At 66.9% G+C, this 22,682-nt stretch carries 18 protein-coding genes and 1 pseudogene; 11 read left to right on the forward strand and 8 right to left on the reverse strand.

The features are described from left to right. Positions 1-45 precede the first annotated feature (45 nt). A complete protein-coding gene (locus tag C2862_RS16965) occupies positions 46-1,182 on the forward strand; it encodes a diguanylate cyclase (protein WP_136221314.1) in 1,137 nt (378 codons plus the stop codon). On the opposite strand, the gene C2862_RS16970 is transcribed toward C2862_RS16965, so the two are convergent. From C2862_RS16970 to C2862_RS16985, 4 genes are all read right to left on the reverse strand, one after another. Beyond that, positions 1,183-2,403: a CaiB/BaiF CoA-transferase family protein gene (locus C2862_RS16970; RefSeq protein ID WP_168710094.1), complete on the reverse strand. Its 1,221-nt coding sequence runs from the start codon at positions 2,401-2,403 to the stop codon at positions 1,183-1,185. Next, the gene (locus C2862_RS16975; RefSeq protein ID WP_136221315.1) at positions 2,400-3,182 is read right to left on the reverse strand and encodes an enoyl-CoA hydratase/isomerase family protein; all 783 of its coding nucleotides are present in this window, start codon (positions 3,180-3,182) and stop codon (positions 2,400-2,402) included. The genes C2862_RS16970 and C2862_RS16975 overlap by 4 nt, the downstream gene beginning before the upstream one ends. 119 nt (positions 3,183-3,301) lie before the next feature. Beyond that, a complete protein-coding gene (locus C2862_RS16980; protein ID WP_168710095.1) occupies positions 3,302-6,331 on the reverse strand; it encodes an FAD-binding and (Fe-S)-binding domain-containing protein in 3,030 nt (1,009 codons plus the stop codon). A gap of 4 nt (positions 6,332-6,335) precedes the next feature. Then, positions 6,336-7,043, reverse strand: a complete 708-nt coding sequence (locus tag C2862_RS16985) for a GntR family transcriptional regulator (RefSeq protein ID WP_136221316.1) — start codon at positions 7,041-7,043, stop codon at positions 6,336-6,338. A gap of 226 nt (positions 7,044-7,269) precedes the next feature. Between C2862_RS16985 and C2862_RS16990 the strand changes: the two genes are divergently transcribed. The 5 genes from C2862_RS16990 to C2862_RS17010 all read left to right on the forward strand — a co-directional run bounded on the left by C2862_RS16990 (position 7,270) and on the right by C2862_RS17010 (position 12,071). After that, the gene (locus C2862_RS16990) at positions 7,270-8,493 is read left to right on the forward strand and encodes an alanine--glyoxylate aminotransferase family protein (protein ID WP_136221317.1); all 1,224 of its coding nucleotides are present in this window, start codon (positions 7,270-7,272) and stop codon (positions 8,491-8,493) included. 67 nt (positions 8,494-8,560) lie between these two features. Continuing rightward, the gene (locus C2862_RS16995; RefSeq protein ID WP_136221318.1) at positions 8,561-9,559 is read left to right on the forward strand and encodes a tripartite tricarboxylate transporter substrate binding protein; all 999 of its coding nucleotides are present in this window, start codon (positions 8,561-8,563) and stop codon (positions 9,557-9,559) included. Positions 9,560-9,569: 10 nt separating this feature from the next. Further along, positions 9,570-10,103, forward strand: a complete 534-nt coding sequence (locus tag C2862_RS17000; RefSeq protein ID WP_136221319.1) for a tripartite tricarboxylate transporter TctB family protein — start codon at positions 9,570-9,572, stop codon at positions 10,101-10,103. 12 nt (positions 10,104-10,115) lie between these two features. Continuing rightward, a complete protein-coding gene (locus C2862_RS17005) occupies positions 10,116-11,654 on the forward strand; it encodes a tripartite tricarboxylate transporter permease (protein WP_136221320.1) in 1,539 nt (512 codons plus the stop codon). Positions 11,655-11,669: 15 nt separating this feature from the next. Beyond that, entirely contained in the window at positions 11,670-12,071 is a 402-nt protein-coding gene (locus C2862_RS17010; protein WP_136221321.1) for a heme-binding protein, read from the forward strand. Between the two features lie 149 nt (positions 12,072-12,220). Here C2862_RS17010 and C2862_RS17015 read toward each other — a convergent pair whose 3' ends face one another. After that, a complete protein-coding gene (locus C2862_RS17015; RefSeq protein WP_136221322.1) occupies positions 12,221-13,201 on the reverse strand; it encodes an MBL fold metallo-hydrolase in 981 nt (326 codons plus the stop codon). Between the two features lie 253 nt (positions 13,202-13,454). Here C2862_RS17015 and C2862_RS17020 point away from each other — a divergent pair, with 253 nt between their 5' ends. After that, a complete protein-coding gene (locus tag C2862_RS17020; RefSeq protein WP_136221323.1) occupies positions 13,455-15,401 on the forward strand; it encodes a diguanylate cyclase domain-containing protein in 1,947 nt (648 codons plus the stop codon). Between the two features lie 14 nt (positions 15,402-15,415). On the opposite strand, the gene C2862_RS17025 is transcribed toward C2862_RS17020, so the two are convergent. Next, positions 15,416-16,708 carry a cytochrome P450 gene (locus C2862_RS17025; protein WP_229467479.1) on the reverse strand — a complete coding sequence of 431 codons (1,293 nt, stop codon included), beginning with the start codon at positions 16,706-16,708 and terminating at the stop codon, positions 15,416-15,418. 228 nt (positions 16,709-16,936) lie between these two features. Here C2862_RS17025 and C2862_RS17030 point away from each other — a divergent pair, with 228 nt between their 5' ends. After that, positions 16,937-17,899 (forward strand): homocysteine S-methyltransferase family protein, encoded by a 963-nt coding sequence (locus C2862_RS17030; protein WP_136221324.1) that lies wholly within the window; start codon positions 16,937-16,939, stop codon positions 17,897-17,899. A gap of 10 nt (positions 17,900-17,909) precedes the next feature. Here C2862_RS17030 and C2862_RS17035 read toward each other — a convergent pair whose 3' ends face one another. Next, positions 17,910-20,234, reverse strand: a complete 2,325-nt coding sequence (locus C2862_RS17035) for a CHASE domain-containing protein (RefSeq protein ID WP_136221325.1) — start codon at positions 20,232-20,234, stop codon at positions 17,910-17,912. Positions 20,235-20,443: 209 nt separating this feature from the next. On the opposite strand from C2862_RS17035, the gene C2862_RS17040 reads away from it, so the two are divergent. The 3 genes from C2862_RS17040 to C2862_RS17050 all read left to right on the forward strand — a co-directional run bounded on the left by C2862_RS17040 (position 20,444) and on the right by C2862_RS17050 (position 22,349). Continuing rightward, a complete protein-coding gene (locus C2862_RS17040) occupies positions 20,444-20,899 on the forward strand; it encodes a hypothetical protein (protein WP_136221326.1) in 456 nt (151 codons plus the stop codon). Positions 20,900-20,967: 68 nt separating this feature from the next. Beyond that, positions 20,968-21,588 (forward strand): LON peptidase substrate-binding domain-containing protein, encoded by a 621-nt coding sequence (locus C2862_RS17045; protein WP_136221327.1) that lies wholly within the window; start codon positions 20,968-20,970, stop codon positions 21,586-21,588. Between the two features lie 8 nt (positions 21,589-21,596). After that, on the forward strand, positions 21,597-22,349 hold the full coding sequence (locus C2862_RS17050) for an anti-sigma factor (RefSeq protein WP_136221328.1): 753 nt from the start codon (positions 21,597-21,599) through the stop codon (positions 22,347-22,349). Here C2862_RS17050 and C2862_RS25320 read toward each other — a convergent pair. After that, positions 22,350-22,682, reverse strand: a pseudogene (locus tag C2862_RS25320) (hypothetical protein); the annotation flags it as partial. It abuts the gene before it with no gap.

Genomic DNA, 22,682 nt, shown 5'->3' on the forward strand with positions numbered 1-22,682 from the left:
ACAATGGAACTCTCATCAGTAGGCGCGGTACTGGAGTTAGTCTTCATGGAAATCAATTCGCTGACTGGCGAGTTCGTGTGCGCGCCGACCGAACACGCCTTCCTGCGGCACAAGCAGGAACAGACCCGGTCGCTGCTCGGCTTTACGCTGACCTTCTGCACCGTGTTCTACCTCGGCTTTTTCGCCACCGACCTGGCCGCGCTCGGCTGGGGGCCGGATGCCATGGCCTTGCTGGCCGCCCGCATCCTCGTCGGACTGACGGCCGGCACCTGCGCCTGGCTGGCTTATCGCCGTCCCCTGTCGGTGCGCGCGACGCGGCTCGCGGCTTCACTGTCGGAAAGCGTGGCGCTGGCCTGCTTCATGCTCATCTCGGTATTGCGCCCGGCCGAATTCCACTGGCATGCGATGTCGCTGGCGATCATGCTGGTGGTGGTCTACCTGTACATTCCGAACCGCCTGCGCTACGCCTCGATCATCGCCGTGGTCACGACGGTCGTCTTCGTGTTCCTGGCCAACCGGTATGGCCGGTTTACGCCGGCCGACGAATTCACGATGGGCATGCTGCTGGTGCTGGTGAATACCTTCGGCTTCCTGGCCGCGCGCCGCTTCCACCACGTCTCGCGCGAGGAATTCCGCTCCTGGTCGGTGCTCAAGCATGCGGCCGAGCGCGACCACCTGACGGGCTGCTTCAACCGCCGCTACCTGCACGACCATTTGATGGGAGGGCAGTGGATCGACCGGGCGCCCGAAGCGAACTGCCTGAGCGTGGTGTTGTGCGATATCGACCACTTCAAGCACATCAACGACACCCACGGCCATGGCGATGGCGACATGGTCCTGCGCGGCTTTGCGCGCATCCTGCAGGCGGCGATCCGCGACGGCGTCGACAGCGTGGTGCGCTATGGGGGAGAGGAGTTCCTGGTGGTCCTGCCGGGTACCGATCTCGAGGGCGGGATGCGCCTGGCCGAGCGCCTGCGCGTGACCTTCGCCGCGACCGAAGTCGTGTCCAATGATGGCGCGACGCGTTTAAAAGCGACGGCCAGCTTCGGCGTCGCCAGCGTCGACCTCGCCCAGTTCAGCTTCGAGCCGCCGCTGCGGCGCCTGATCGCGGCGGCCGACGAGCTGATGTACCGGGCCAAGCGCAATGGGCGCGATAGGATCGAGTCGCTGCAGCTGGCCTGATCAGGCTTTTGCTTCCTCCACCACGCCCGCCTCGACAAACCCATCGATCTCGCCATCGCTGTACCCATACTCGCGGAGCAGCTCGCGCGAATGCTCGCCCAGCATTGGCGCCGGCCGGTCGACCCGCGTCGCCGTCTTCGAAAAGTGAATCGGGCAGCCGAGCGCCTTCGTGGTTCCCGCCTGCGGATGTTCCAGCTCCAGCACCATCCCGCGCGCCAGCGTTTGGGGGTGCGTGAGCGCTTCCGCCATCGTGTGCACCGGTCCCACCGGCACGCCCGCCTGATCCAGGATCGCGATCCATTCGGCCTTGGTCCGGGTCGCCACGATCTCGCTCATCATCGAGACCAGCGTCTCGCGGTTCTCCATGCGGTCCGTGTTCGTCCTGAAGCGTCGATCCTCGCACCATTCGGGCCGTCCCAGCGCTACCGCAATGCGCTCCCAGTTGCCCTGGTTGGCGCCGCCGATGTTGATCCAGCCGTCGCTGGCCTGGAAGGCCTGGTAGGGCGCGGTCAGCAGGTGAGCCGACCCGGTCGGACCGGCGGACTCTCCGGTCGCGAAATAGATGGCGGCCTGCCAGTAGGTCTGCTGCAGGGCCGCTTCGATCAGCGAGGTGTCGACGACTTGCCCTTCGCCGGTCTTGAGTTTATGGACGTAGGCGGCGGTGATGCCGGCCATGGCGAGGATGCCGGCGTTGGTATCGGCGATCGAGTTGCCGGTCTTGACCGGCGGGCCGCCCGGCTCACCCGTAATCGACATCAGGCCGGAGAAGCCCTGCGCGATCAGGTCGAAGCCCGGCTTGTCGGCGTCCGGGCCGTCGCGGCCGTAGCCGGAGACGGCGCAGTAGATCAGGCCCGGGTTCACCTTGCTTAAAACGTCGTAGCCGAGTCCCAGTTTTTCGAGGGTGCCGCGGCGGTAGTTTTCGGTGAGGACGTCGGCTTCCTTCACCATGCGCAGCAGGATGTCGCGCCCTTGCGCGTGCTTCAGGTTGAGGGCGATACCGCGCTTGTTCCGGTTCAGGATCATAAAGGGCGCCGAGACGCCGTTCACGCGCGGCTCGCGGTAGGCGCGCGCATCGTCGCCGCCCGGCAGCTTCTCGACCTTGATGACGTCGGCGCCCATGTCGGCCAGCATCATGCCGCAGGTGGGACCGGCCATGATCTGCGCCAGTTCGAGGACGCGCATGCCGGCCAGCGGGCCGGTGTGTTTTGGTTTTATCGTCATGCTCCGGTCCACTGTGGTCGTTGTTTGTCGAGGAAGGCGTTGACGCCGATTTTGAAGTCAAGACTGCCGTAGGCGGCGCGGATCAGGTCTTCGCCGTCCGGCAGGCCCGCGTTCACCATGCGCCGGATGGCTTCCTTCGAGACCCGCATCGTCACCGGCGCGTGATTGGCGAGCCGCTTGCACATACTCGCCACTTCTTCGTCCAGCGTACCTGGCTCGGCTACCCTGGTCACGAAGCCGCAGGCCAGCGCTTCAGGCGCGCTGATGGTCTCGGCCAGCAGCAGCAGGCGTTTCGCCGTCGGCACGCCGACCGCGGCGACGACCCGCGCCGTGTTCTTCATCGACAGGCAGTTGCCGAGCGTGCGCGCGATCGGCACCCCGAAGCTGGCGTTGGGCGTGGCGATCCTGAAATCGCAGGCGGCGCTGATGGCCAGGCCGCCGCCGATGGCCCAGCCTTCGACGATGGCGATGGTCGGCATGGGCAGGCTTTCAATCTGGCCCACGCGCTCGTCGATGGCCTGTTCGTAGGCGATGCCGTCGTCACCACCTTTGAAGGTGCTGAACTGCTCGATGTCGGTGCCGGCGACGAAGGCTTCGCCGCCGGCGCCGCGGATGGTGGCGACGCGGACTGTCGGGTCGGCCGCGATGCGGGTGCAGATCGCGCCCAGTTCTTCGTACATCGCCCAGGTCATCGCATTGCGCGCCTGCGGGCGGTCGATCAGGATGGCTGCCACGCCATCCGATATGGTCAGGTGTACCTTGCCATTCTGCTCGCTCATGACATCCTTTCAGGTAGGGTGGGCGGATCTTCCGCCCACGCGGTGATACGCAACGGCTTCGTTCTCGTGCACGATGATCTCGCCGTCACGTATCACCGCGTGGGCACGGAGTGCCCACCCTACGACAGCGCGCGTGCCAGCACGCGCGCCACGTGCACGGCTTCGCGCTGGGCGCCGTCGGCGATCTGGTGGCGGCAGCTGGTGCCGTCGGCCACCAGCACCGTGTCCGCACCGGCGGCGCGCACCGCCGGCAGCAGCGACAGTTCGGCCATCTGCATCGATACCTCGTAGTGCTTTGCTTCGTAGCCGAAGCTGCCCGCCATGCCGCAGCAGCTCGATTCGATCAGTTCCACCTTGAGACCGGGGACCAGGCCCAGCACCGTCTGCACCGGCCGTACCGCGTCAAAAGCCTTTTGGTGGCAGTGCCCGTGCAGCAGCGCGCGCGCTTCCGGCAAAGCTTTCAAGGTCAGTTTCAGTTTGCCGGCGGCGTGTTCGCGCGCCAGGAATTCCTCGAACAGCAAGGCCTGCGCGCCCAGAAGCTCGGCGTCGCGGCCCAGGCCCATGACGAGGAATTCATCGCGCAAGGTCAAGAGGCAGGACGGCTCCAGCCCGACCACCGGCAGGCCGCGCGCCACATAGGGACGCAGCGCCTCCACCACGCGGCGCGCCTCCGCCTTGGCTTCGTCGACCAGGCCGCTGGCGAGGTAGGTGCGTCCGCAGCACAGCGGCCGTGCCGGCTCGGCATCGAGCGAAGCAGCACGAGCCACATGCACCTTGTAGCCCGCAGCCTGCAATACCTGCAGCGCGGCCGCCGCGTTCTCGCTCTCGAAGTAATTATTGAAGGTGTCGGCGAACAGCACGACGTCGGCCTGTTCCGGCGCCAGCGACGGCGCTTTCACGCCAGCCAGGAAGGTGTCCAGGCGCCAGCCCGGCAGCGAGCGCCGCGCCGACAGCCCGAGCAGCTTCTCCGACAACCGTGCTGCCCCCGGCACCGTATCGCGCAGGTTGGCCAGCCAGGGCAGGCGCGCCGCCCACGGCGCCCAGCGCGGCAGGTTGGCGATCAGCTTGTCCTTGCGCGACAGGCCGTGCTTCTTCTGGTAGTGGTACAGGAATTCGGTCTTCATGCGCGCCATGTCGACGCCGGTCGGGCAGTCGCGCTTGCAGCCCTTGCAGCTGACGCACAGGTCGAGCGTCTCGCGCATCGTCTCGGAGGTAAAACCGTCTTCGCCGAGCTGGCCGGACAGGGCCAGTCTCAGGGTGTTGGCGCGGCCGCGCGTCAGGTGCTGCTCGTCCTTGGTGACGCGGTAGCTCGGGCACATGGTGCCGGCGTCGAACTTGCGGCAGTGGCCATTGTTGTTGCACATGTCGACGGCCTTGGCGAAGCCGCCGGCCGGATCGCCGCCAAGGCCGGGCGCCGTGCTCTGCTCCGTCACCGGATCGACTTGCACGTCCCAGGCCGACCAGTCCAGCGCAGGCCGCAGATTGGCTGGCTGGTAGCCCGGCTTGTAGCGGAACAGGGATTTATCGTCCATGCGCGTGCTGCGCACGATCTTCCCGGGGTTCATCAGCCCGGCCGGATCGAACAGGCCCTTGATTTCCTCGAAGGCGCGCAGCAGGCGCGGGCCGAACTGCCAGGCCACCCATTCGCTGCGCACCAGGCCGTCGCCGTGCTCGCCGGAGAAGGCGCCCTTGTACTTGCGCACCAGCGCGCCCGCTTCCTCGGCAATCGCCCGCATCTTCTCGGCGCCGTCGCGGCGCAGGTCGAGGATCGGCCGCACGTGCAGGGTGCCGACCGAGGCGTGGGCGTACCAGGTGCCGCGCGTGCCGTAGCGCGCGAAGACCTCGGTCAGGGCGCTGGTGTACTCGGCCAGGTGCTCGAGCGGCACGGCGCAGTCTTCGATGAAGGAAACGGGCTTGCCGTCGCCGCGCATGCTCATCATGATGTTCAGGCCCGCCTTGCGCACTTCCCACAGGGCCTTCTGGGCATTGGCGTCGACCATCTCGACCACGCTGCCGGGCAGGCCGAGTTCCGCCATCAGGGCCACCAGCCGGGCCAGGCCGGCCTTCTGCTCGTCGAGCGATTCGCCGGCGAATTCCACCAGCAGGATCGCATCGGGCGCGCCGATCAGGGCCTTCTCGATCACCGGGCGGAAGGCGGGATTGTCGCGCGCCAGCTCGATCATGGTGCGGTCGACCAGCTCCACCGCCACGGGCCCCAGCTTGACGATGTGGCGCGTCATGTCCATCGCCTGGTGGAAGGTCGGGAAGTTCACCACGCCGAGGGTTTTATGCTTCGGCAGCGGCAGCACTTTCAATACGACGCGTTTGGTGACCGCCAGCGTGCCTTCGCTGCCGACCAGCAGGTGCGCCAGGTTGACGCTGCCGTCCTCGGTATACGGCCGTTCGCTCTGCGGGTGCCAGATGTCGATGTTGTAGCCGCCGACGCGGCGCATCACCTTCGGCACCATGCGCGCGATTTCATCCTGCTCGCGCACGGCGATCGCGCGCAGGCCGGACATCAGTTCGCGCACGCGCGGCGGCGCATCTTCCATTAGGCGCTCGTCCTGGAACCTGGCCTCGGTGCCGTCCGACAGGATGGCGTCGATCGCGACCACGTTGTGCACCATGTTGCCGTAGGCGAGGGAGCGCGAGCCGCAGGAGTTGTTGCCGGCCATGCCGCCGATGGTGCACTGGGCCGCGGTGCTGACGTCGACCGGGAACCAGACCCCATGGGGTTTCAGCCAGGCGTTCAGGTGGTCGAGCACGATCCCCGGCTGCACCGTCACCGTCATCGCTGCCGCATCGAATTCGACAACCTGGTTCAGGTATTTGCTGTAGTCGATGACCAGCGCTTCGCCCACGGTCTGGCCGCACTGGCTGGTGCCGCCGCCGCGCGGCAGGATGGGCACGCCCATCTCGCGGGCAATCTCAATGGCTATTTCCACGTCACGCTCGGTGCGCGGCACGAAGACCCCGATCGGCTCCACCTGGTAGATCGAGGCGTCGGTCGAGTAGCGCCCGCGCGAGCCGGCGTCGAACAGGACTTCACCTCCCGTTCCGGCCACCAGCCGCCTTGCCAGTCCTTGCCCATTCATTCGGGAAGCGAGTTGTTCGCTCAGCTTGATCGGTGCGGCGGCGGGTGCGTTCATGGGGCTAGGGCTCCTGGCTGGCTTTCGATGCGCGCAGGTCGGCCACGACCGTGTCGCGCTTGGAGAGAAGGTGGCGTTCGAGCACGGCGCGCAGGGCAGGCCCGTCGCGCCGCTCGAGCGCATCGAGCATGACACCGTGTTCCTTCATCGCCGCATCCCACTTGTCCTGGTTGAAGTTGGAGCGGAAGCGCAGGTTCTGGATGCGCGCGTTCATGTGCAGGTAGGTGGTCGTCAGCACCGCGTTGCGGGCGCTGGCGTTGATGCGGTCATGGATTTCGTGGTTGATCTTGTAGTAGGTCGCCAGGTCGCGCCGCGCATGCGCCGCCTGCATCTCGTAATGCAGGGCGCGGATCTCGGTGACCTCGGCGTCAGTGATGCGTTCGCAGGCCAGCTGGCCGGACAGCGCCTCGAGCGCGCCCAGCACCTCGAAGGTCTGCTCGATGTCGGCCACCGACATTTCGGCCACCTGGGCACCGCGGTTGGGCAGCAGCTCGATCAGGCCTTCGCCGGCCAGGACCTTGAAGGCTTCGCGCAGCGGCGTGCGCGAGACCATCAGTTGTTCGCACAGCACCCGCTCATTGAGCCGGGTGCCGGGCGCGAGCAGGCCTTCGATGATCATGTCGCGCAGGCGCACGGTGACGGCGGAAGCCAGGCCCTGACGGTCGATGACGGCCGGGCGGGATGGTGTGGTGAGTATTGGTTCGTGAATCATAAAATATATTGTATACGATTTTTTTCAGAGCAAAGCATTCTTTTAAGATGATGCCGGAAGGCTTTTGCGCCCATGCATACGGCATGTGTAGAGGGAGAGTGCCTTGTTTCTGCATTGCGGCGCAACACGATATTTTCTTGACACTGCCGCGTTTACGTATATTGTATGCAAAGTTGCTCGTCGCTCGAATCTCTCTGAATACGTTGGCCCCCATCTAGGAGTTGCAATGTTGAAGCTGAATTCTCACCCGTCCGGACGGCATTTTCTGCAGATCCCCGGCCCGACCAACGTCCCCGACCGCATCCTGCGGGCCATGGACTATCCCACCATCGACCACCGCGGTCCCGAGTTCCAGCAGCTCGGCAAGAAAATCCTCGGCCAGATCGGCCAGGTCTTCCAGACCACGCAGCCCGTCGTGATTTATCCGGCCTCCGGCACCGGAGCCTGGGAGGCGGCGCTGGTGAATACCCTGTCGCCCGGCGACACGGTGCTGATGTACGAGACCGGCCACTTCGCCACCCTGTGGAAGAAGCTGGCCGAGCGGCTCAGCTTGAGGCCCGAATTCATCGGCGACGACTGGCGCCGCGGCGCCGACGCTGATCGCATCGAAGCGCGCCTGCGGGAAGACGCCGATCACCAGATCAAGGCCGTGTGCGTGGTCCACAACGAGACCTCGACCGGCGTCACCTCGGATATCGCCGCGGTGCGCCGCGCCATCGACAAGGCCGGCCATCCGGCGCTGCTGCTGGTCGACACGATTTCCTCGCTCGGCTCGCTCGACTACCGCCACGACGAATGGGGCGTCGACGTCACCGTTGCCGGCTCGCAGAAGGGCCTGATGCTGCCGCCGGGCTTGTCCTTCAACGCGGTGTCGCAAAAGGCGCTGGCCGCCTCGCGCACTGCAAAACTCCCGCGCGCCTTCTGGGCCTGGGAAGAGATCATCGAAGCCAACAAGAACGGCTTCTGGCCCTACACCCCGGCGACCAACCTGCTGTATGGCCTGTCCGAAGCCTGCGACATGCTGCTGGAAGAAGGCATGCAGAACGTGTTCGCGCGCCACCAGCGCCATGCCGAGGCGACCCGCGCCTGCGTGCGCGCCTGGGGCCTGGAGATCCTGTGCCAGAACCCGGCCGAGTACAGCGGCGCCCTGACGGCGGTGGTCATGCCCCTGGGCGCCAACGGCGAACGCTACAACGCCGACGCCCTGCGCAAGGTGATCCTGACGAATTTCAACATGTCGCTCGGCCAGGGCTTGAGCAAGCTGAGCGGTTGGGTATTCCGCATCGGCCACCTGGGCGACTTCAACGACCTGACGCTGATGGGCACGCTGGCCGGCGTGGAGATGGGCCTGGCGCTGGCCGGCGTCCCGCACCAGGCCGGCGGAGTGGCTGCGGCGATGCGCTCGCTGCAGGCATCCCTGCCGGACGCGGCCCTGCAACAGGCGGCCTGAGCGTCCAGGCGACGCAACCCTCGTAGAACACCAAAAACAAGGGCTGCGGCCCGACAGGAGACAGTTGATGAACAAACTCAAGCTTACGCATGCTCTCGCGATCGCCGGCCTCGCCCTCGGCATGGGCCACGCCGCCGCGGCCGACTGGGCCCCGACCAAATCGGTCGAATTCGTCGTGCCCTTCAGCGCCGGCGGCGCCACCGACAACATGGCGCGCGCCATCCAGGGCATCATCGCCAAGCACAAGCTGATGAACCAGCCGATCGTGGTGCAGAACAAGGCCGGCGCCAGCGGCGCCGAAGGCCTGCTCGACATCAAGGGCACGCCGGGCGACGCGCACCGCCTGGTCGTGTCCTCGTCCGGCCTGTACACGGTGCCGCTGGCCACCGGGCTGCCCTTCAACTGGCGCGACCTGACGCCGGTGGCGATGGTGGCGCAGGACGAATTCATCCTGTGGGTCAACAGCGACTCGCCCTTCAAGACGCCGCAGGATTACCTGGCCGCCGTGAAGAAGGAACCGGGCAAGTTCAAGATGGGCGGCACCAGCTCAAAGCGCGAAGACCAGATCATTACCGCGATGGTCGAAAAGGCGGCGGGCGTGAAGTTCATCTATATCCCGTACAAGGGCGGCGGCGAGGCGGCCACCCAGCTCTCGGGCAAGCACATCGATTCGAACCCGAACAATCCATCCGAATCGATCGCGCAATGGCGCGCCGGCCAGCATCGCGCACTGTGCCTGTTCGCCGACAAGCGCAGCAGCTACACCGAAAAGGTCACCGACACCCAGAGCTGGGCCGACGTGCCGACCTGCAAGGAAAAGGGCCTCGACGTGCAGTACCAGATGCTGCGTGTCTTCATGTTGCCAGGCAAGGTGCAGCCGGAAGTGACCAAGTACTACACGGAATTGCTGCAGAAAGTGGTGGCCACGCCGGACTGGAAAGAGTACGTGACCAAGAACGCCCTGAAGTCGACCGTGATGGTGGGCGACGAGCTGCGCAACTACCTGGGTAAAGACGAACAGAACCACCGCCAGATCATGAAGGCGGCCGGTTTCATGGCACCATGAGGCGCAGGCCATGAATACCCAGGACAGCATCGGCGGGGAAGACGGGCAGGGCGGCGTGCCGTCCTCGCCCACCGTCATCACCAAACGGACCGCGGAACTCGTGGTCGGCATCGTGGTCGCCGCCTTCGCGCTGCTGGCCATCGTCAGCAACTACCAGATCGGCGCCGGCTGGGCCGAGGATGGCCCGCAGGCCGGCTACTTCCCCATGCGCATGGGCATCGCCATTTTCCTGGCCAGCATCGTGGTGATCGTCCAGGCGCTGCGCAAGAACGACCGCTCGGCCTTCCTCGAACGTAACCAGCTCAGGCTGGTGGCCACCGTGCTGCTGCCGCTGGTCGTCTACATCGCGGCGCTGCAGCTGATCGGCATCTACGTGGCTTCAAGCCTGTTCATCGGCATCTTCATGTGGCTGGTCGGCAAATTCGGGCCGCTCCGGTCGGCGATCACGGGGATCGGCGTCAGCCTGGTCCTGTTCTGGATTTTTGAAATCATGTTCACGGTACCGCTTCCCAAGGGGCCGCTCGAACAGATGTTCGGTTACTGATCGGAGCTTCACATGGATGACTTCAATGCGCTGCTCCAGGGCTTTTCGACCGTCCTGTCCTGGCACAACGGCGGGCTGATGATCGTCGGCATCCTGCTCGGGATCGTGGTCGGGGTGCTGCCCGGCCTCGGTGGCCCGAACGGGGTGGCGATCCTGCTGCCGCTGACCTTCACGATGAACCCGACCTCGGCGATCATCCTGCTGTCCTGCATCTACTGGGGCGCGCTGTTCGGCGGCGCCATCACCTCGATCCTGTTCAACATTCCGGGCGAGGCCTGGTCGGTGGCCACCACCTTCGACGGCTACCCGATGGCGCAGCAGGGCAGGGCGGGAGAAGCGCTGACCAGCGCCTTCACCGGCTCCTTCATCGGCGCCCTGGTCGGCGTGCTGATGATCACCTTCCTGGCGCCGCTGGTGGCCAAGTTCGCGCTGCGCTTCGGCCCGCCCGAATTCTTCGCGGTGTATTTCCTCACCTTTGCCAGCTTCATCGGCATGGGCAAGGAGTCGAAAGCGAAGATCGTCATCGCCATGTGCATCGGCTTCGTGCTGGCGGCGGTGGGCCTCGATACGATTTCCGGCCAGCTGCGCATGACCTTCGGCGCGGCGCCGCTGCTGCGCGGCTTCGATTTCCTGGTCGCGGTGATCGGCCTGTTCGGCATCAGCGAAATCCTGATCACGATCGAGGAGGGCCTGGCCTTCCGCGGCAAGAACGGCAAGATCGACCTCAAGGTGGTGTTCAAGACCTGGGCCACGATCCCGCGCCACTTCGCCACCTTGCTGCGTTCGTCGGCCATCGGCTGCTGGATGGGGATCACCCCGGGCGGCGCCACTGCCGCCTCCTTCATGGGCTATGGCGTGGCGAAGAAATTTGCGCGCGACCAGGACAGCTTCGGCAAGGGCAATGTCGCCGGCGTGCTGGCGCCGGAAACGGCGGCCCACGCGGCCGGCACCAGCGCCTTGCTGCCGATGCTGGCGCTCGGCATCCCGGGCTCGGCCACCGCCGCGGTGCTGCTGGGTGGTCTGATGATCTGGGGCCTGCAGCCGGGGCCGCTGCTCTTCGTCGAGCAGAAGGATTTCGTGTGGGGACTGATTGCCAGCATGTACCTCGGCAATATCTCCGGCCTGATCATCGTGCTGGCGACGGTGCCGCTGTTCGCCGCCATCCTGCGCATTCCCTTCTCCATCGTCGCCCCGGCGATCCTGGTGGTGTGCGCGATCGGCGCCTTCACGGTGCACAACGCGCAGTTCGACATCTGGCTGATGCTGGCCTTCGGCATCATCGGCTACGTGTTCAAGAAACTGGACTACCCGCTGGCGCCGCTGGTGCTGGCCCTGGTGTTGGGCGACCGGGCCGAAGACGCCTTCCGCCAGAGCATGCTGGCCTCGCGTGGCGGGCTGGGGGTGTTCTGGAGCAACGGGCTGGTCGGCACCATCATGACGCTGGCCGTCGCCGGGCTCGGCTGGTCGCTGCTGGGTTCGCTGCGCGCACGCTTCTTCCCGCGCGCTCCGGGATCCGGACCGACCGGCGGCGGTGCGGCGCAGCCACAATAATCACGAGGAAAACGCATGCAAACGAAATCTGTTCTGACCATCGCCGAAACGACGCGCATGCTCGATGCGGCGCGCGCCGAGGCGGAAAAAAACAAGTGGCCGGTGGCGATCGCGGTCGTCGACGACGGCGGCCATCTGCTGGGCCTGCTGCGCCTGGACGGCTGCGCACCGATCAGTTCCGAGACGGCCACCGGCAAGGCGCGCACCTCGGCCGTGGGACGGCGCGAATCGCGGCTGTACGAGGAAATGATCAACAACGGCCGCACGGCCTTCCTGAGTGCGCCGATGGTCGCGACGCTGGAGGGGGGCGTGCCCGTCATCGTCGACGGTCACGTGGTGGGTGCGGTGGGGGTGTCGGGCGTCAAGCCGGGCGAGGATGCGCAGGTTGCACGCGCGGGCGCGCAAGCGCTGGCTTGAATCCACGCTGTAGTTGGCTCAGTAGGGTGGACGGGTTCCCCGTCCACGCGGTGAAAGGTAGAAGCTCCGCTCTCGTGCCGAATGATCTTGCTGCGAACGATCACCGCGTGGACGGGCAAGCCGTCCACCCTACGGCTTTAGCGGCATGTTCAGGAAGCGTTCGGCAAAGGCACGGTACTCAGCACGCCGTGGCGGTCGAGCGTATAACGCTGCAGGTCGCTCGCCATGAACAAGTTGCCCCGGTAGGCCGCATGCGCCTCGGCCTCGAGGTCGGCCATCGACGGGCTGCCGTTGCCGGCCGGCTGGTAGCGCGGACTGAAGTGAGTCAGCACCAGGTTCGGGATGCCGGCTGCTTGCGCGAACGTGGCCGTCGCATGTGCCGAGCTGTGCTGCGGCCCCGGACCGACTTTTTGCAGCACATCTTCGGTATAGGTCGCTTCATGGACCAGCACATGGGCGTCGCGCGCCTGGTCCGCCAGCAGCGACGGGGTATCGTTGTCGCCGGCCACGATCAGCTTGCGCGGACGCCGGCCCGGCAGCAGATAGTCGGCACTGCGCGCGACGCGGCAGTCGGGCAGTTCGATATCTTCGCCGCGCTGCAACTGGCCCCAGCCGGGTCCGGACGCGATACCGTCGCGTTCGAGTTTTTCGATGTCGAGACGCCGTTCGATGCTCTTTTCCAGAAAGGTAAACGCGAAGGAGGGCACGCGGTGCGAGAGTTCGGCCGCCTCGACCCGGAAGTCCGGCAGGCTCGAGATGCCCCAGCCCGCCTCGACGTGGGCGAAGTCGACCTGGTAAGGCAGGCGCAATTCCGTGCTCTCCATCACTCCGCGCACGAAGCGCTCCACGGCGGGCGGACCCGCGATCAACAGCGGCTCGCTGCGGTTGAGCAAGCCGGCGCTGGCGAGCAGGCCCGGCAGGCCATAGCAATGGTCGCCGTGGATGTGGGTGATAAAAATCGCCCGCAGGCTCATCGGCGAATAATTGGTGCGCAGGATGCGGTGCTGCGTGCCTTCGCCGCAGTCGACCAGGTACCAGTGCTTTGACCCGGGTGCGTGCAGCGCCAGGCCCGAGACGTTGCGCGCGCGGCTGGGCGTGCCGGACGAAGTGCCCAGGAATTGCAGTTCCATGTGGTTTCCTTGTAGGTAGCCTGATTATGCGGGAACCGGGCGAACGCGGCGGACAATTGCCGAGTGTATAAAATGAAAGAATATTTCACCAACAATGCAATTATGAAATAAAATTTCATATCCCAGTAGGATAATGCCTACAAACAACATATGTTGTTTATTTCTTGAGGTGCATACAGCACCTCTGTAGAATTTCTTGTATTAACTCTCCGTTACTTTTGAACCCGCACAGCAAGCCGGGTTTTTCCGGCCAATGCCCCAGCGACCCCTCCTTTCCCTACGCCCCCTGAGCGATGCCAGCGCCTATTTCCGGCCTGACGTCCTGCGCCGGCTGGCCGTCTTCCTGGCTGTCGTCCTGCCGCTGGTCTGGCTCTTCGTTGCGCACGAGCGCAAGCAGCTCGGCGAGCTCGCGCATGAGGAAAGCAATCGCAACGTCCGAAACCTGGCGCACGCCTTTGCCGAGGAAGTGCGCTCGAGCATCGTTACCATTGATTTGTCGCTTAGCCAGCTGCGCCTGAGCTGGCTGCGCAATCCCGAGCAGTTCGCTACCATTGTCGCCGAGCTCAACCATAACCTTCAGGGCCAGATGCGCATCGAGGTCGGGGTGACCGATGCCGACGGCCGGCTGGTGTTTTCCAGCGTTCGCGGCGCGCCAGGCCAGGTCGACCTGGCCGACCGCGACCATGTGGGCAGCCACCTGCGCGGCGAGCGCAGCGATCGACTGTTCATCGGCAAGCCGATCACAGGCAAGGTGTCGGGACGATGGACAGTATATTTCTCGCGGCCCATTTTCGACGCCCGGGGCAAACTGGCAGGGGTGATCGTTGCCGGCATCGAACCCGCGTATTTTTCGCGCTTTTATAGCACGATCGACCTCGGCCATTCCGCTTCGATCGCGCTGGTGCGCACCGACGGTATCGTGGTCGCCCGCACCACGCGCGATTTGACCCAGCGTGACAGCGGCAAGCTGCTGACGGGGTATCCATATTCGCCGGATAGCGGCCCCGGCGGCAATTTCCACCGCATCAGCCGCATGGACGGCCTTGAGCGCTACTACGGCTGGCGCGCTCTCTCCGATTATGGCTTGCTGGTGACCGTCGGCCAGTCCGTGCATGACGCCCACGCCCGCTATGCAGAACAGAGAGAGTTGCTGGTCTACACCGGTGTCGCCATCTCCCTGCTGCTGGCCCTGGCCGGCTGGGCGGCGCTGGCAGCAAGCGACCACCGGCGGCGCGCCGTCGCCTCCCTGGCCGCCGCCGAGGCGCGCTGGAAACTGGCGCTGAATGCTGCCGGGGAAGGGGTCTGGGACTATAGTTTCGCCAACCGCCTGGTCACCCTGTCGCCCAGCGCCCAGGGCATCGTCGACCTGGAGCGCAGCCTGGTGGAATTCGACCGCGCCATCTTCGCCGACATGGCGCACCCGGAAGACATCGCCACCGTACTGCAGGCGCTCGACGCTCACCTGATTGGTGCGACCCCGGATTACACGGCCCAGTACCGCACGCGCCTGCGCAACGGCAACTGGCGCTGGATCCTGGCGCGCGGCCAGGTCGCCGAGCGCGATGCGGCCGGATCTCCTTTGCGCATCGTCGGCACCGTCGCCGATATCGATGCGCGCAAGCTGCAGGAAGAGCAGATCCGCCACCTGGCCCACCACGACGTGCTCACCGGCCTGCCCAACCGCCTGCTGTTCGGCGACCGCCTGCACCAGGCGCTGCTCGCGGCCCAGCGCGAAAGCTGCCTGCTGGGCCTGGTCTTCTTCGACCTGGACAAGTTCAAGCCCGTCAACGACAACTACGGCCATGCCATCGGCGACCTGTTGCTGCAGCAAGTGGCGACCCGCCTGCGCGGCATCCTGCGCGCCTCCGACACGCTGGCCCGGCTCGGCGGCGACGAGTTCGTCGTATTGCTGCCGCGGGTAAGCGGTACGCCTGACGTGAGAAAGGTAGCGGAGGACATCTTGCGCGAGCTGAACCGGCCTTTCGTGACCGAGGGCTTCACCCTGCACATCTCGGGAAGCCTGGGCGTGGCCGTGTATCCGGACGACGCCATGGATGCCGACAGCCTGATGCGCTGCGCCGATGCGGCGATGTACCAGGCCAAGCTGCAGGGGCGCGGGCGGGTGGCCGAATACGTGGCCCCGGCGCCGAAGGCGGAGCAGGATCAGCAGCCGTCGGCCGTGGAACGCGACGCCGCCTGAGGCCGCCCTTTCCCTCAGCCCAGGCGCACGCCCTCGATCACGAAACCGCTGGCCGGCATGGCCGGCATGCGCGACAAGTCGATCGCCAGGTCCTGCTGCGGCACCACGTAGTCCACCTCGGTCACCAGCAGGTGCAGGGCCGAGCGGGTCAGCTCGACGGTCACCATTTCGCCCGGGCAGCGATGCCCCAGGGCCAGGTCGCCGCCGCCTTGCGGGATCGACTCGAATTCGCCCCGTTCGTTGCTTTCGAAGCGATCCGGGCGGAACACCTCGCCGTCCGGCCAGTTGGAGGGATGACGGTTGGTGCCGTACAGGTCGAGCAGGACCCAGTCTCCCTTGCTGAACTCCAGCCCCTGCCATTCGAAGCGCTCGTTGGCGCGCCCGCCGACGGCCGGGAAGAAGGGGTAGTAACGGCGCACTTCCTCGACGAACATGGCCAGGGCCGCCTTGTCGCCGCTGGCCAGGCGCGTGCGCCACTCCGGATAGGCGTACAGCGCCTGCGCGCCGAACACGATGTAGCGCGCCACCGCCACCACCGGGCGCAGTACGTTGATGAGCTCGGTTGCCGCATCGTCCGTCGACATGACTTCGCCGTCGGCATCGACGTGGAAGGCGATCACGGCCAGTGGGCTGTCCGGGTCGGCAGGGCGGCCGGCGCGTACGGCTGCGATATGGTCGTGCGCCCATTGCTGGGTGTGCCGGCGCAGCGCCAGCGCCATCCAGTTGCGCGGACCCACCGCCCCGGCGCCGTCGATCATCGACGAGAACTCGGCCGTGCGCAGCACTTCTTCCTCGGCATTGGCCAGCGGCACGCCGGCCCAGGCGCAGGCGGCGCGGCACAGGACGGCCTGCGCTTCCTGGATCAGCACCCGGCGCCCCTGGCGCGGCCAGCGTCCGAACTGGATGCGCCACTCGCGCTCGGCCAGCGCCACCAGGCGTGCGCGCGATTCCGGCGACTGCAGCGCCAGCATCATCGCCTTGCGCACCCGGTGCATCTCGCCGTCCAGGGTTTGCGCGCTGCCGGGACCTTGCAGGGCGCCCAGCGTGCTCGGAGGAATCGCGCCACGGCGGGTAAATCGGCCGGGCTGGTAGAACATGCGCGCGGCCGCCTCGCCGCGCACACAGACCACGCGGCGCAGCATCAGGCGGGTGCCGAAAATGTCGGTGCCGAGCTCGTCGCAGCGATTGCCGATGAAGCGGTAGCCTTCCTCGAGCAGCGCGATGGTGTTGTCGAAGCCGGGCGCCTGCAGGATGGCGCGGTGCACGGGAATGGCGGCGCGATGGGGCAGATTCATGGGCGCATTCATGGCAAATCTCCTTTCGTATCGAGTCTGCCAGAGCATGCATGTTCCGAATGTGCGCTGGCGCCCGTATGGCAGGCTTATCGCGCTTTGTACAACACCGGCCGCCTGCGCGCATGGCGGCGCAGCGTCTTGTGCAGCGTCAGGCGCGCTGCATGGCGGCCGGGGAACCGGAGACAGGCGGCGACGTTCCAAGCAAGCGGGGAGTACAACGCAGCGCTACCAGGAGACGCCATGAGCCCTTATCGCACACGCCTGCCTCAGCTCGACGGCCGCCTGTTCCTGACCGACGCCGGGCTGGAAACCATGCTCAGTTTCCAGCAGGGTTTCAGCCTGCCCGCCTTTGCCTCCTTCGTGCTGTTGCAGGACGCGCGCGGCAGGGCGGCGCTGCAGGAGTATTTCGTGTCGTTCGCGCGCCTGGCGCGTGCACACGGTACCGGACTGGTGCTCGAAACGCCTACCTGGCGCGCCAACCCCGACTGGGGCCAGTCGCTCGGCTACAACGCGCTCGCGCTGGCCGATGCCGACCGCGAGGCGGTGGCCCTGCTGGCCGGAGTGCGCGCCGCCTGGGAAACCCCGGCCACGCCCATCGTCATCAGCGGCAACATCGGGCCGCGCGGCGACGGCTACCGGGCGGACCGCCGCATGAGCGCGGTTGCCGCGCACGATTACCACCTGGCCCAGATCGCCACTTTCGCCGGCACCGAGGCCGACATGGTGGCGGCCTTCACGATCACCTATCCGGAGGAGGCGATCGGCATCGTCGACGCGGCCGCCGCCTGCGAGATGCCGGTGGCGATTTCTTTTACGCTCGAAACCGATGGGCGCCTGCCTTCCGGCGACGCTCTGTCCGAGGCCATCCTGCGCACCGATGCCGAGACCGGCGCCTACGCCGCCTACTACATGATCAACTGCGCGCACCCCACCCATGTCGAGCCGGCGCTGGCCGAGATTGGTCCCTGGCGCGAACGCCTGCACGGCCTGCGCGCGAACGCCTCGCGCCGCAGCCACGCCGAACTCGACGAGGCGACCGAACTCGACGATGGTGATCCGGAAGCGCTGGGCGAGGAATACCAGGTGTTGCACCAGTTGCTGCCGCGCATGAACGTGCTGGGTGGCTGCTGCGGTACGGACACGCGTCATGTGGCGGCGATTGCGCGCCACGTGACCGGAAAACCGGCGCGCGACGGCCCGTGAGGGCCATGCTTCAGTGCGCGGCCGCGTCCGCCTGTGCGTTTGCACGCGGCAGGTAGATGCTGATCGTCGTGCCCTGGCCCAGGGTGCTCGCAATGCGGATATGGCCGCCGCTCTGGCGCACGAAGCCGTGCGCCATCGAGAGGCCCAGTCCCGTTCCCTTGCCCTCGGGCTTGGTCGTGAAGAAGGGTTCGAAGGCGCGCTCCATGACCTCGGGCGGCATGCCTTCGCCGGTGTCGGCCACGGCGATGCGGATGTAGTCGCCGGGTGCGAGTTCCGGGTCGGCGCCAGCCTGCGCGCTGTCCACCGTCAGGTTGTCCAGGGCGATGGTGACCTTGCCTTTGCCAGCCATGGCGTCGCGCGCATTGATGACCAGGTTCAGGATCACGTTCTCGAGCTGGTTCGGGTCGACCAGGGTATTCCACAGGTCGTCGGCGCCGCTCAGGGCGATCTCGACCGACTCGCCGGCGGCGCGGTGCAGCAGGCTGTCCATACGTTCGAGCAATTGGCCGACGTTGACCAGGCTCGGATGCAGCGGCTGGCGCCGCGCGAAGGCCAGCAGCTGGGACGACAGTTTCGAGCCGCGTTCGACGGCGTCGAGGATGCTGTGCAGGCGCCGCTCGACTTTGTCGTTCGCCTCGCTGTTGTTGTTCGACTTCAGGAGCAGCTGCACGTTGGCGCTGATGATGTGCAGGATGTTGTTGAAGTCGTGGGCCACGCCGCCGGTGAGCTTGCCGACCGCCTCCAGCTTTTGCGAGCGCGCCAGCGCCGTGCGCGCCTCGTCCAGGCGCTGCTGGCGCAAGCGCTCGCGCGCCTCCGCTTCGCGCCGTGGCGCAATGTCGCGCAGGAAGGCGGACGCGCCGTGGCCAACTTCGGCGGGCAGGGCGGCGACCACGATTTCCACCGGAACCAGGTGGCCGTCGCGGTGGCGCGCCATGACCTCGGCCGGCTCGCCGTAGTGCACCGAAGCCGGGAAGCCGCGCCCCGCGGCATCCAGCACGCGTGCACTGCCGTCGAGTGCGGCGAACTGGGCGAAGCCGCGCTCGTGCGCCACGCGTTCTTCGGGCGGCACCAGCAGTTCGCCGATCTCGCGTCCCAGGGCTTCTTCGCGAGTCCAGCCGAACTGCTGGACGGCGCGCGGATTCCAGTCGGTGACGTAGCCCGCGGCATCGATGGCGATGAAGGCGTCGTAGGTGGTTTGCAGGATCAGGTCCATGCGTACGCGCTCGGCGTCGATGCGTTCGTAGGACTGGCGCAGTTCCAGCGTCATGGCGCGCGCCAGTTGCATGGCGCGTTTGCGCTCGCTGGCCAGCAGCCAGACGACCAGGCTCAGCAGGAAGCCGAGGCCGATGCCGGTGATGCCGATGACTTGCGGACGGCGCGTATCGAGGCGTGCCTCGAACTGGGGAGAGGAGGCGATGTCGATCAGCCAAGGGCGGCCCGAAATCTGCGCCGGCAAAGTCTGGCGCAGCAGCGGCTGGCGCCAGGCGACGGCATCCTGCGAGCGGTACAGGAGCGAATCCGGCAGCGGGCGCCCGCCGTCATAGATCGTCACCTGCAGGTCGCCCGCATGCGTGCCGCCGAGGCCGCGCATCAGGTCGGCCATCCGGAACGGCGCATACACCCAGCCGACGATGGCGGCGCGGCGCTGTTCGACGCTGGCCGCCGGCGCGTCGCGCCGGTACACCGGCACGTACATCAGGAAGCCGGGCTGGACGTCGCGTCCTTCCTGCACCAGCACCACCTTGCCCGAGAGGGCGGCGACGCCGCTGTCGCGTGCGGCTTCCATCGCGGCGCGGCGCACCGGCTCGCTGAACATGTCGAAGCCGAAGGCGCGCAAGTTGCGTCCCGTAAATGGCTCGATGTGGGTGATCGAGGTGGCGAATGGGCCCGTGGGGCGCGGATGCACGGTATAGCTGCGGAAACCCTGCGCCCGCACTGCCGCCTCGTGCGCGGCCAGGCGCCCGGTCGGGATGATGCTGGCGACGCCCAGCGCCTCGATGCCGGGGAAGTGCTCCTGCAGATTCTGGATCTGGAAATAGTCGGCGAAGTCGCGCCGGTCGACGTCGATGCTGCCGCGCATGAAACCGCGCGTGCCGCGCAGTACTTGCTCGTACACGGCCATGCGGCGCACGGTGGTGGTGACCATGTCGCGCGCCCGGTAGTCGAACTGGGCGGCCAGGTCGGCGGATGCGTCGCGCCGCGCGCCGCTCCAGGCGCCATAGGTGAGCAGCAGGGACACGAGGAAGGCGAAGCCGGCGAGGATCAGGGGACCCCACTCCCGGCGGGCGGGTGTGCCGGAAGCGGGGATGATCTCGTCGGGTTCTGGACGCGGCATGTAATCGGGAGTCGTACGCGGCCCTGGGCGGCGGGGAATGATCGAAGGGACGTCGGCAGAGGCGTCGAGGCATCCTAGGATACGCGGCAATGTCGTGCACAGGCGCACGGGATATCCGCTTTACACGCCTCGCTGGCCAGTGCTTTTGTTTGCATAATACAATATCCGCACTGCCACAAATCGCCGCTGCGGCTTCTCTTCTGTCCCGAATGTCTTCCCTGCCTCCGATCCTGCACCGCCACCGGCTGGCCTGCCTGCTGGCCGGCGCGCTCCTGCTGGCGCTGCTGCTCGGCGCGCTGGCGCCGCTGCGCACGCCCAGCCATGAACGCGCCTTCACCTTTCCGGCAGGGAAAGCGGGGCAGCGCGCACTGGCCTTGCCGCGCGAGATACGCCTGACCCTGGGCGTGCAGGACGTGCTCCTGCTGCACAACCGCGATCGCCGGCCCCATGTGTTCGGGCCGCTGCACCTGTTGCCGGGCCAGGAATTCCGGCTGCCATTCGAAGAGGAGGGCCGGTTTGCCTACGCCTGTCCGGACGTCGCCGGCGGCATCCTGACGGTGCACGTGGTGCGCCTGCCCGATCCCGGCTGGGACCGCTTGCGCTGGCGCCTCGATGCGCTTGTGCAAGGCTTGCGCACCCTGCCGCTGGTGGCGCCGCGGTCCTAGCCTGCGCGGCCCTGCCGGCTATCCGCAATCGTGCTGCGGTCTGCCCGGCGATTCTGTCATCATGGGGCATGGCCACGATTTCCCTTCCATTGTTCCCACTGAGCACGGTGCTGTTCCCGGACGGGGTGCTGCCGCTGCAGGTGTTCGAGGCGCGCTACCTCGAGATGGTCAGTCGTTGCCTTACCGAAGACACGCCCTTCGGCGTCGTCCTGCTGACCCAGGGGCATGAAGTACGCGCCCGCGGCGGCGCGCCCGAGCGCTTCGTCGAAGGCGGCACCCTGGCCACCGTCTGCGACACCACGGCCACGTCGCCGGGATTGCTGCAGGTGGTTTGCCGCGGCGGCGCGCGCTTCGAGGTGAAATCCTCGCAGCAGAGATTGAACGGTTTGTGGATGGCGGAGGTCGAACTGGTCGAGGACGACCATGCGGTGCGTATTCCGGCCGAGCTGCAGGGCGCGTCCGACGCGCTCGACCGTGTGCTTGCTTCCCTGCACGATGTGCCGCAGGAACGCTGGCCGGTGCAGCCGCCATTCCGGCTCGAAGATTGCGGCTGGGTTGCGAATCGCTGGTGCGAATTGCTGCCCCTGCCAAACACCCAGAAGCACAACATGCTCATGCTCGACAATCCGGTGATCCGTCTCGAGTTGCTGCACGACGTGCTGGACGAACATGGCTTGATCACTTCCTAGCGGCCGCCATGAAATTCTCCGACGAACTCTTGATCGCATTCGTCAACGGCGAGCTGGCCGAGCCGGCCCGCGCCGCCGTCGAACGCGCCTTGCGCGCCGATCCCGCCATTGCCGCGCGCGTGGCCCAGCACCGTGCCCGGCGCAGCCGCGTCTACGGCGTGGTGGCGGGCGGACGCGAGGGCAACGGGCATGCGCACAGCCACGGGTCGCCTGCGGGCGCCAAGGTCGTGCACCTCGACACGGTGCGCGCGGCGCGCTGTGTGCCGCCGCCGACCGCACCGCCGACCCTCAAGCCGGCCTGGACGCTGCGCCACTGGGGCGCGGTCGCCGCCGCGCTGGCGGCCGGTGCCTTGGCCGGCTTCTTCGGCTGGCAAGCCTGGGAAGGCGAAGCGGAACTGGCGTCCCTGAGCGGGGCCGAAGGCGCGCTGGTCGCGCAAGGCCACCTGGCCTCGGTCCTGAGCGCCCAGCTGGCCAGTCCCGGGCCCTCGGGGCGGGTGCGCATCGGCATCAGCTTCCTGGCCAAGGACGGCAGATATTGCCGCAGCTTCGTGATGGACACGACGGCCGGCCTGGCCTGCCGCGACGGTGGCCAGTGGAAGATCCCGGTGCTGGCGCAGGGGGCCGCAGGTGCGGCCTGGATGGACGGCAACGGCTTGCCGCCGGCCGTGCTCGATGCGATCGACAGCCGCATCGCCGGCACTCCGCTGGGGCCGGCCGCCGAGCGCGCCGCCCAGGCGCGCGGCTGGCGCAGGGAAGGCTGATCAGGCTTCGACGTCGAGCTGCGAGCCGGCGCTGTCCTGCGGCAAATAAGCCTGCTGCACTTCCTGGGTGCGCGACTGCGCCGCAGTGCCTTGCGCTTCGCTCGCCTGTTTCTTCTCGTAGGCGATCCGCTCTTCCTCGCTGACCTTGCGGTCGTTATTGGTGTCGGCTGCGGCGATGTAGTCGGTCGATGCGCTGTCGCTGCTGCCTGATGCACCACCTGCACCACCCGCGCCGCCCGCGGGCGCGCCGCCCGCGGGCTGTGCCGCAGCGGCTTCGGTATCGGCCGGGGCTGCGCCTTGCGCCGCGTCGGCCGCCGCGTCCTCGCCCGGAGG

The sequence above is a fragment of the Massilia sp. Mn16-1_5 genome (assembly GCF_004798585.1).
Lineage (GTDB): Bacteria > Pseudomonadota > Gammaproteobacteria > Burkholderiales > Burkholderiaceae_D > Telluria.

Bases quoted from the DNA above. Each gene is read 5' to 3' on its own strand.
- C2862_RS16965 (WP_136221314.1), top strand. From the start codon at position 46: ATGGAAATCAATTCGCTGACTGGCGAGTTCGTGTGCGCGCCGACCGAA.
- C2862_RS16970 (WP_168710094.1), bottom strand. From the start codon at position 2,403: ATGACGATAAAACCAAAACACACCGGCCCGCTGGCCGGCATGCGCGTC.
- C2862_RS16975 (WP_136221315.1), bottom strand. From the start codon at position 3,182: ATGAGCGAGCAGAATGGCAAGGTACACCTGACCATATCGGATGGCGTG.
- C2862_RS16980 (WP_168710095.1), bottom strand. From the start codon at position 6,331: ATGAACGCACCCGCCGCCGCACCGATCAAGCTGAGCGAACAACTCGCT.
- C2862_RS16985 (WP_136221316.1), bottom strand. From the start codon at position 7,043: ATGATTCACGAACCAATACTCACCACACCATCCCGCCCGGCCGTCATC.
- C2862_RS16990 (WP_136221317.1), top strand. From the start codon at position 7,270: ATGTTGAAGCTGAATTCTCACCCGTCCGGACGGCATTTTCTGCAGATC.
- C2862_RS16995 (WP_136221318.1), top strand. From the start codon at position 8,561: ATGAACAAACTCAAGCTTACGCATGCTCTCGCGATCGCCGGCCTCGCC.
- C2862_RS17000 (WP_136221319.1), top strand. From the start codon at position 9,570: ATGAATACCCAGGACAGCATCGGCGGGGAAGACGGGCAGGGCGGCGTG.
- C2862_RS17005 (WP_136221320.1), top strand. From the start codon at position 10,116: ATGGATGACTTCAATGCGCTGCTCCAGGGCTTTTCGACCGTCCTGTCC.
- C2862_RS17010 (WP_136221321.1), top strand. From the start codon at position 11,670: ATGCAAACGAAATCTGTTCTGACCATCGCCGAAACGACGCGCATGCTC.
- C2862_RS17015 (WP_136221322.1), bottom strand. From the start codon at position 13,201: ATGGAACTGCAATTCCTGGGCACTTCGTCCGGCACGCCCAGCCGCGCG.
- C2862_RS17020 (WP_136221323.1), top strand. From the start codon at position 13,455: ATGCCCCAGCGACCCCTCCTTTCCCTACGCCCCCTGAGCGATGCCAGC.
- C2862_RS17025 (WP_229467479.1), bottom strand. From the start codon at position 16,708: ATGAATGCGCCCATGAATCTGCCCCATCGCGCCGCCATTCCCGTGCAC.
- C2862_RS17030 (WP_136221324.1), top strand. From the start codon at position 16,937: ATGAGCCCTTATCGCACACGCCTGCCTCAGCTCGACGGCCGCCTGTTC.
- C2862_RS17035 (WP_136221325.1), bottom strand. From the start codon at position 20,234: ATGCCGCGTCCAGAACCCGACGAGATCATCCCCGCTTCCGGCACACCC.
- C2862_RS17040 (WP_136221326.1), top strand. From the start codon at position 20,444: ATGTCTTCCCTGCCTCCGATCCTGCACCGCCACCGGCTGGCCTGCCTG.
- C2862_RS17045 (WP_136221327.1), top strand. From the start codon at position 20,968: ATGGCCACGATTTCCCTTCCATTGTTCCCACTGAGCACGGTGCTGTTC.
- C2862_RS17050 (WP_136221328.1), top strand. From the start codon at position 21,597: ATGAAATTCTCCGACGAACTCTTGATCGCATTCGTCAACGGCGAGCTG.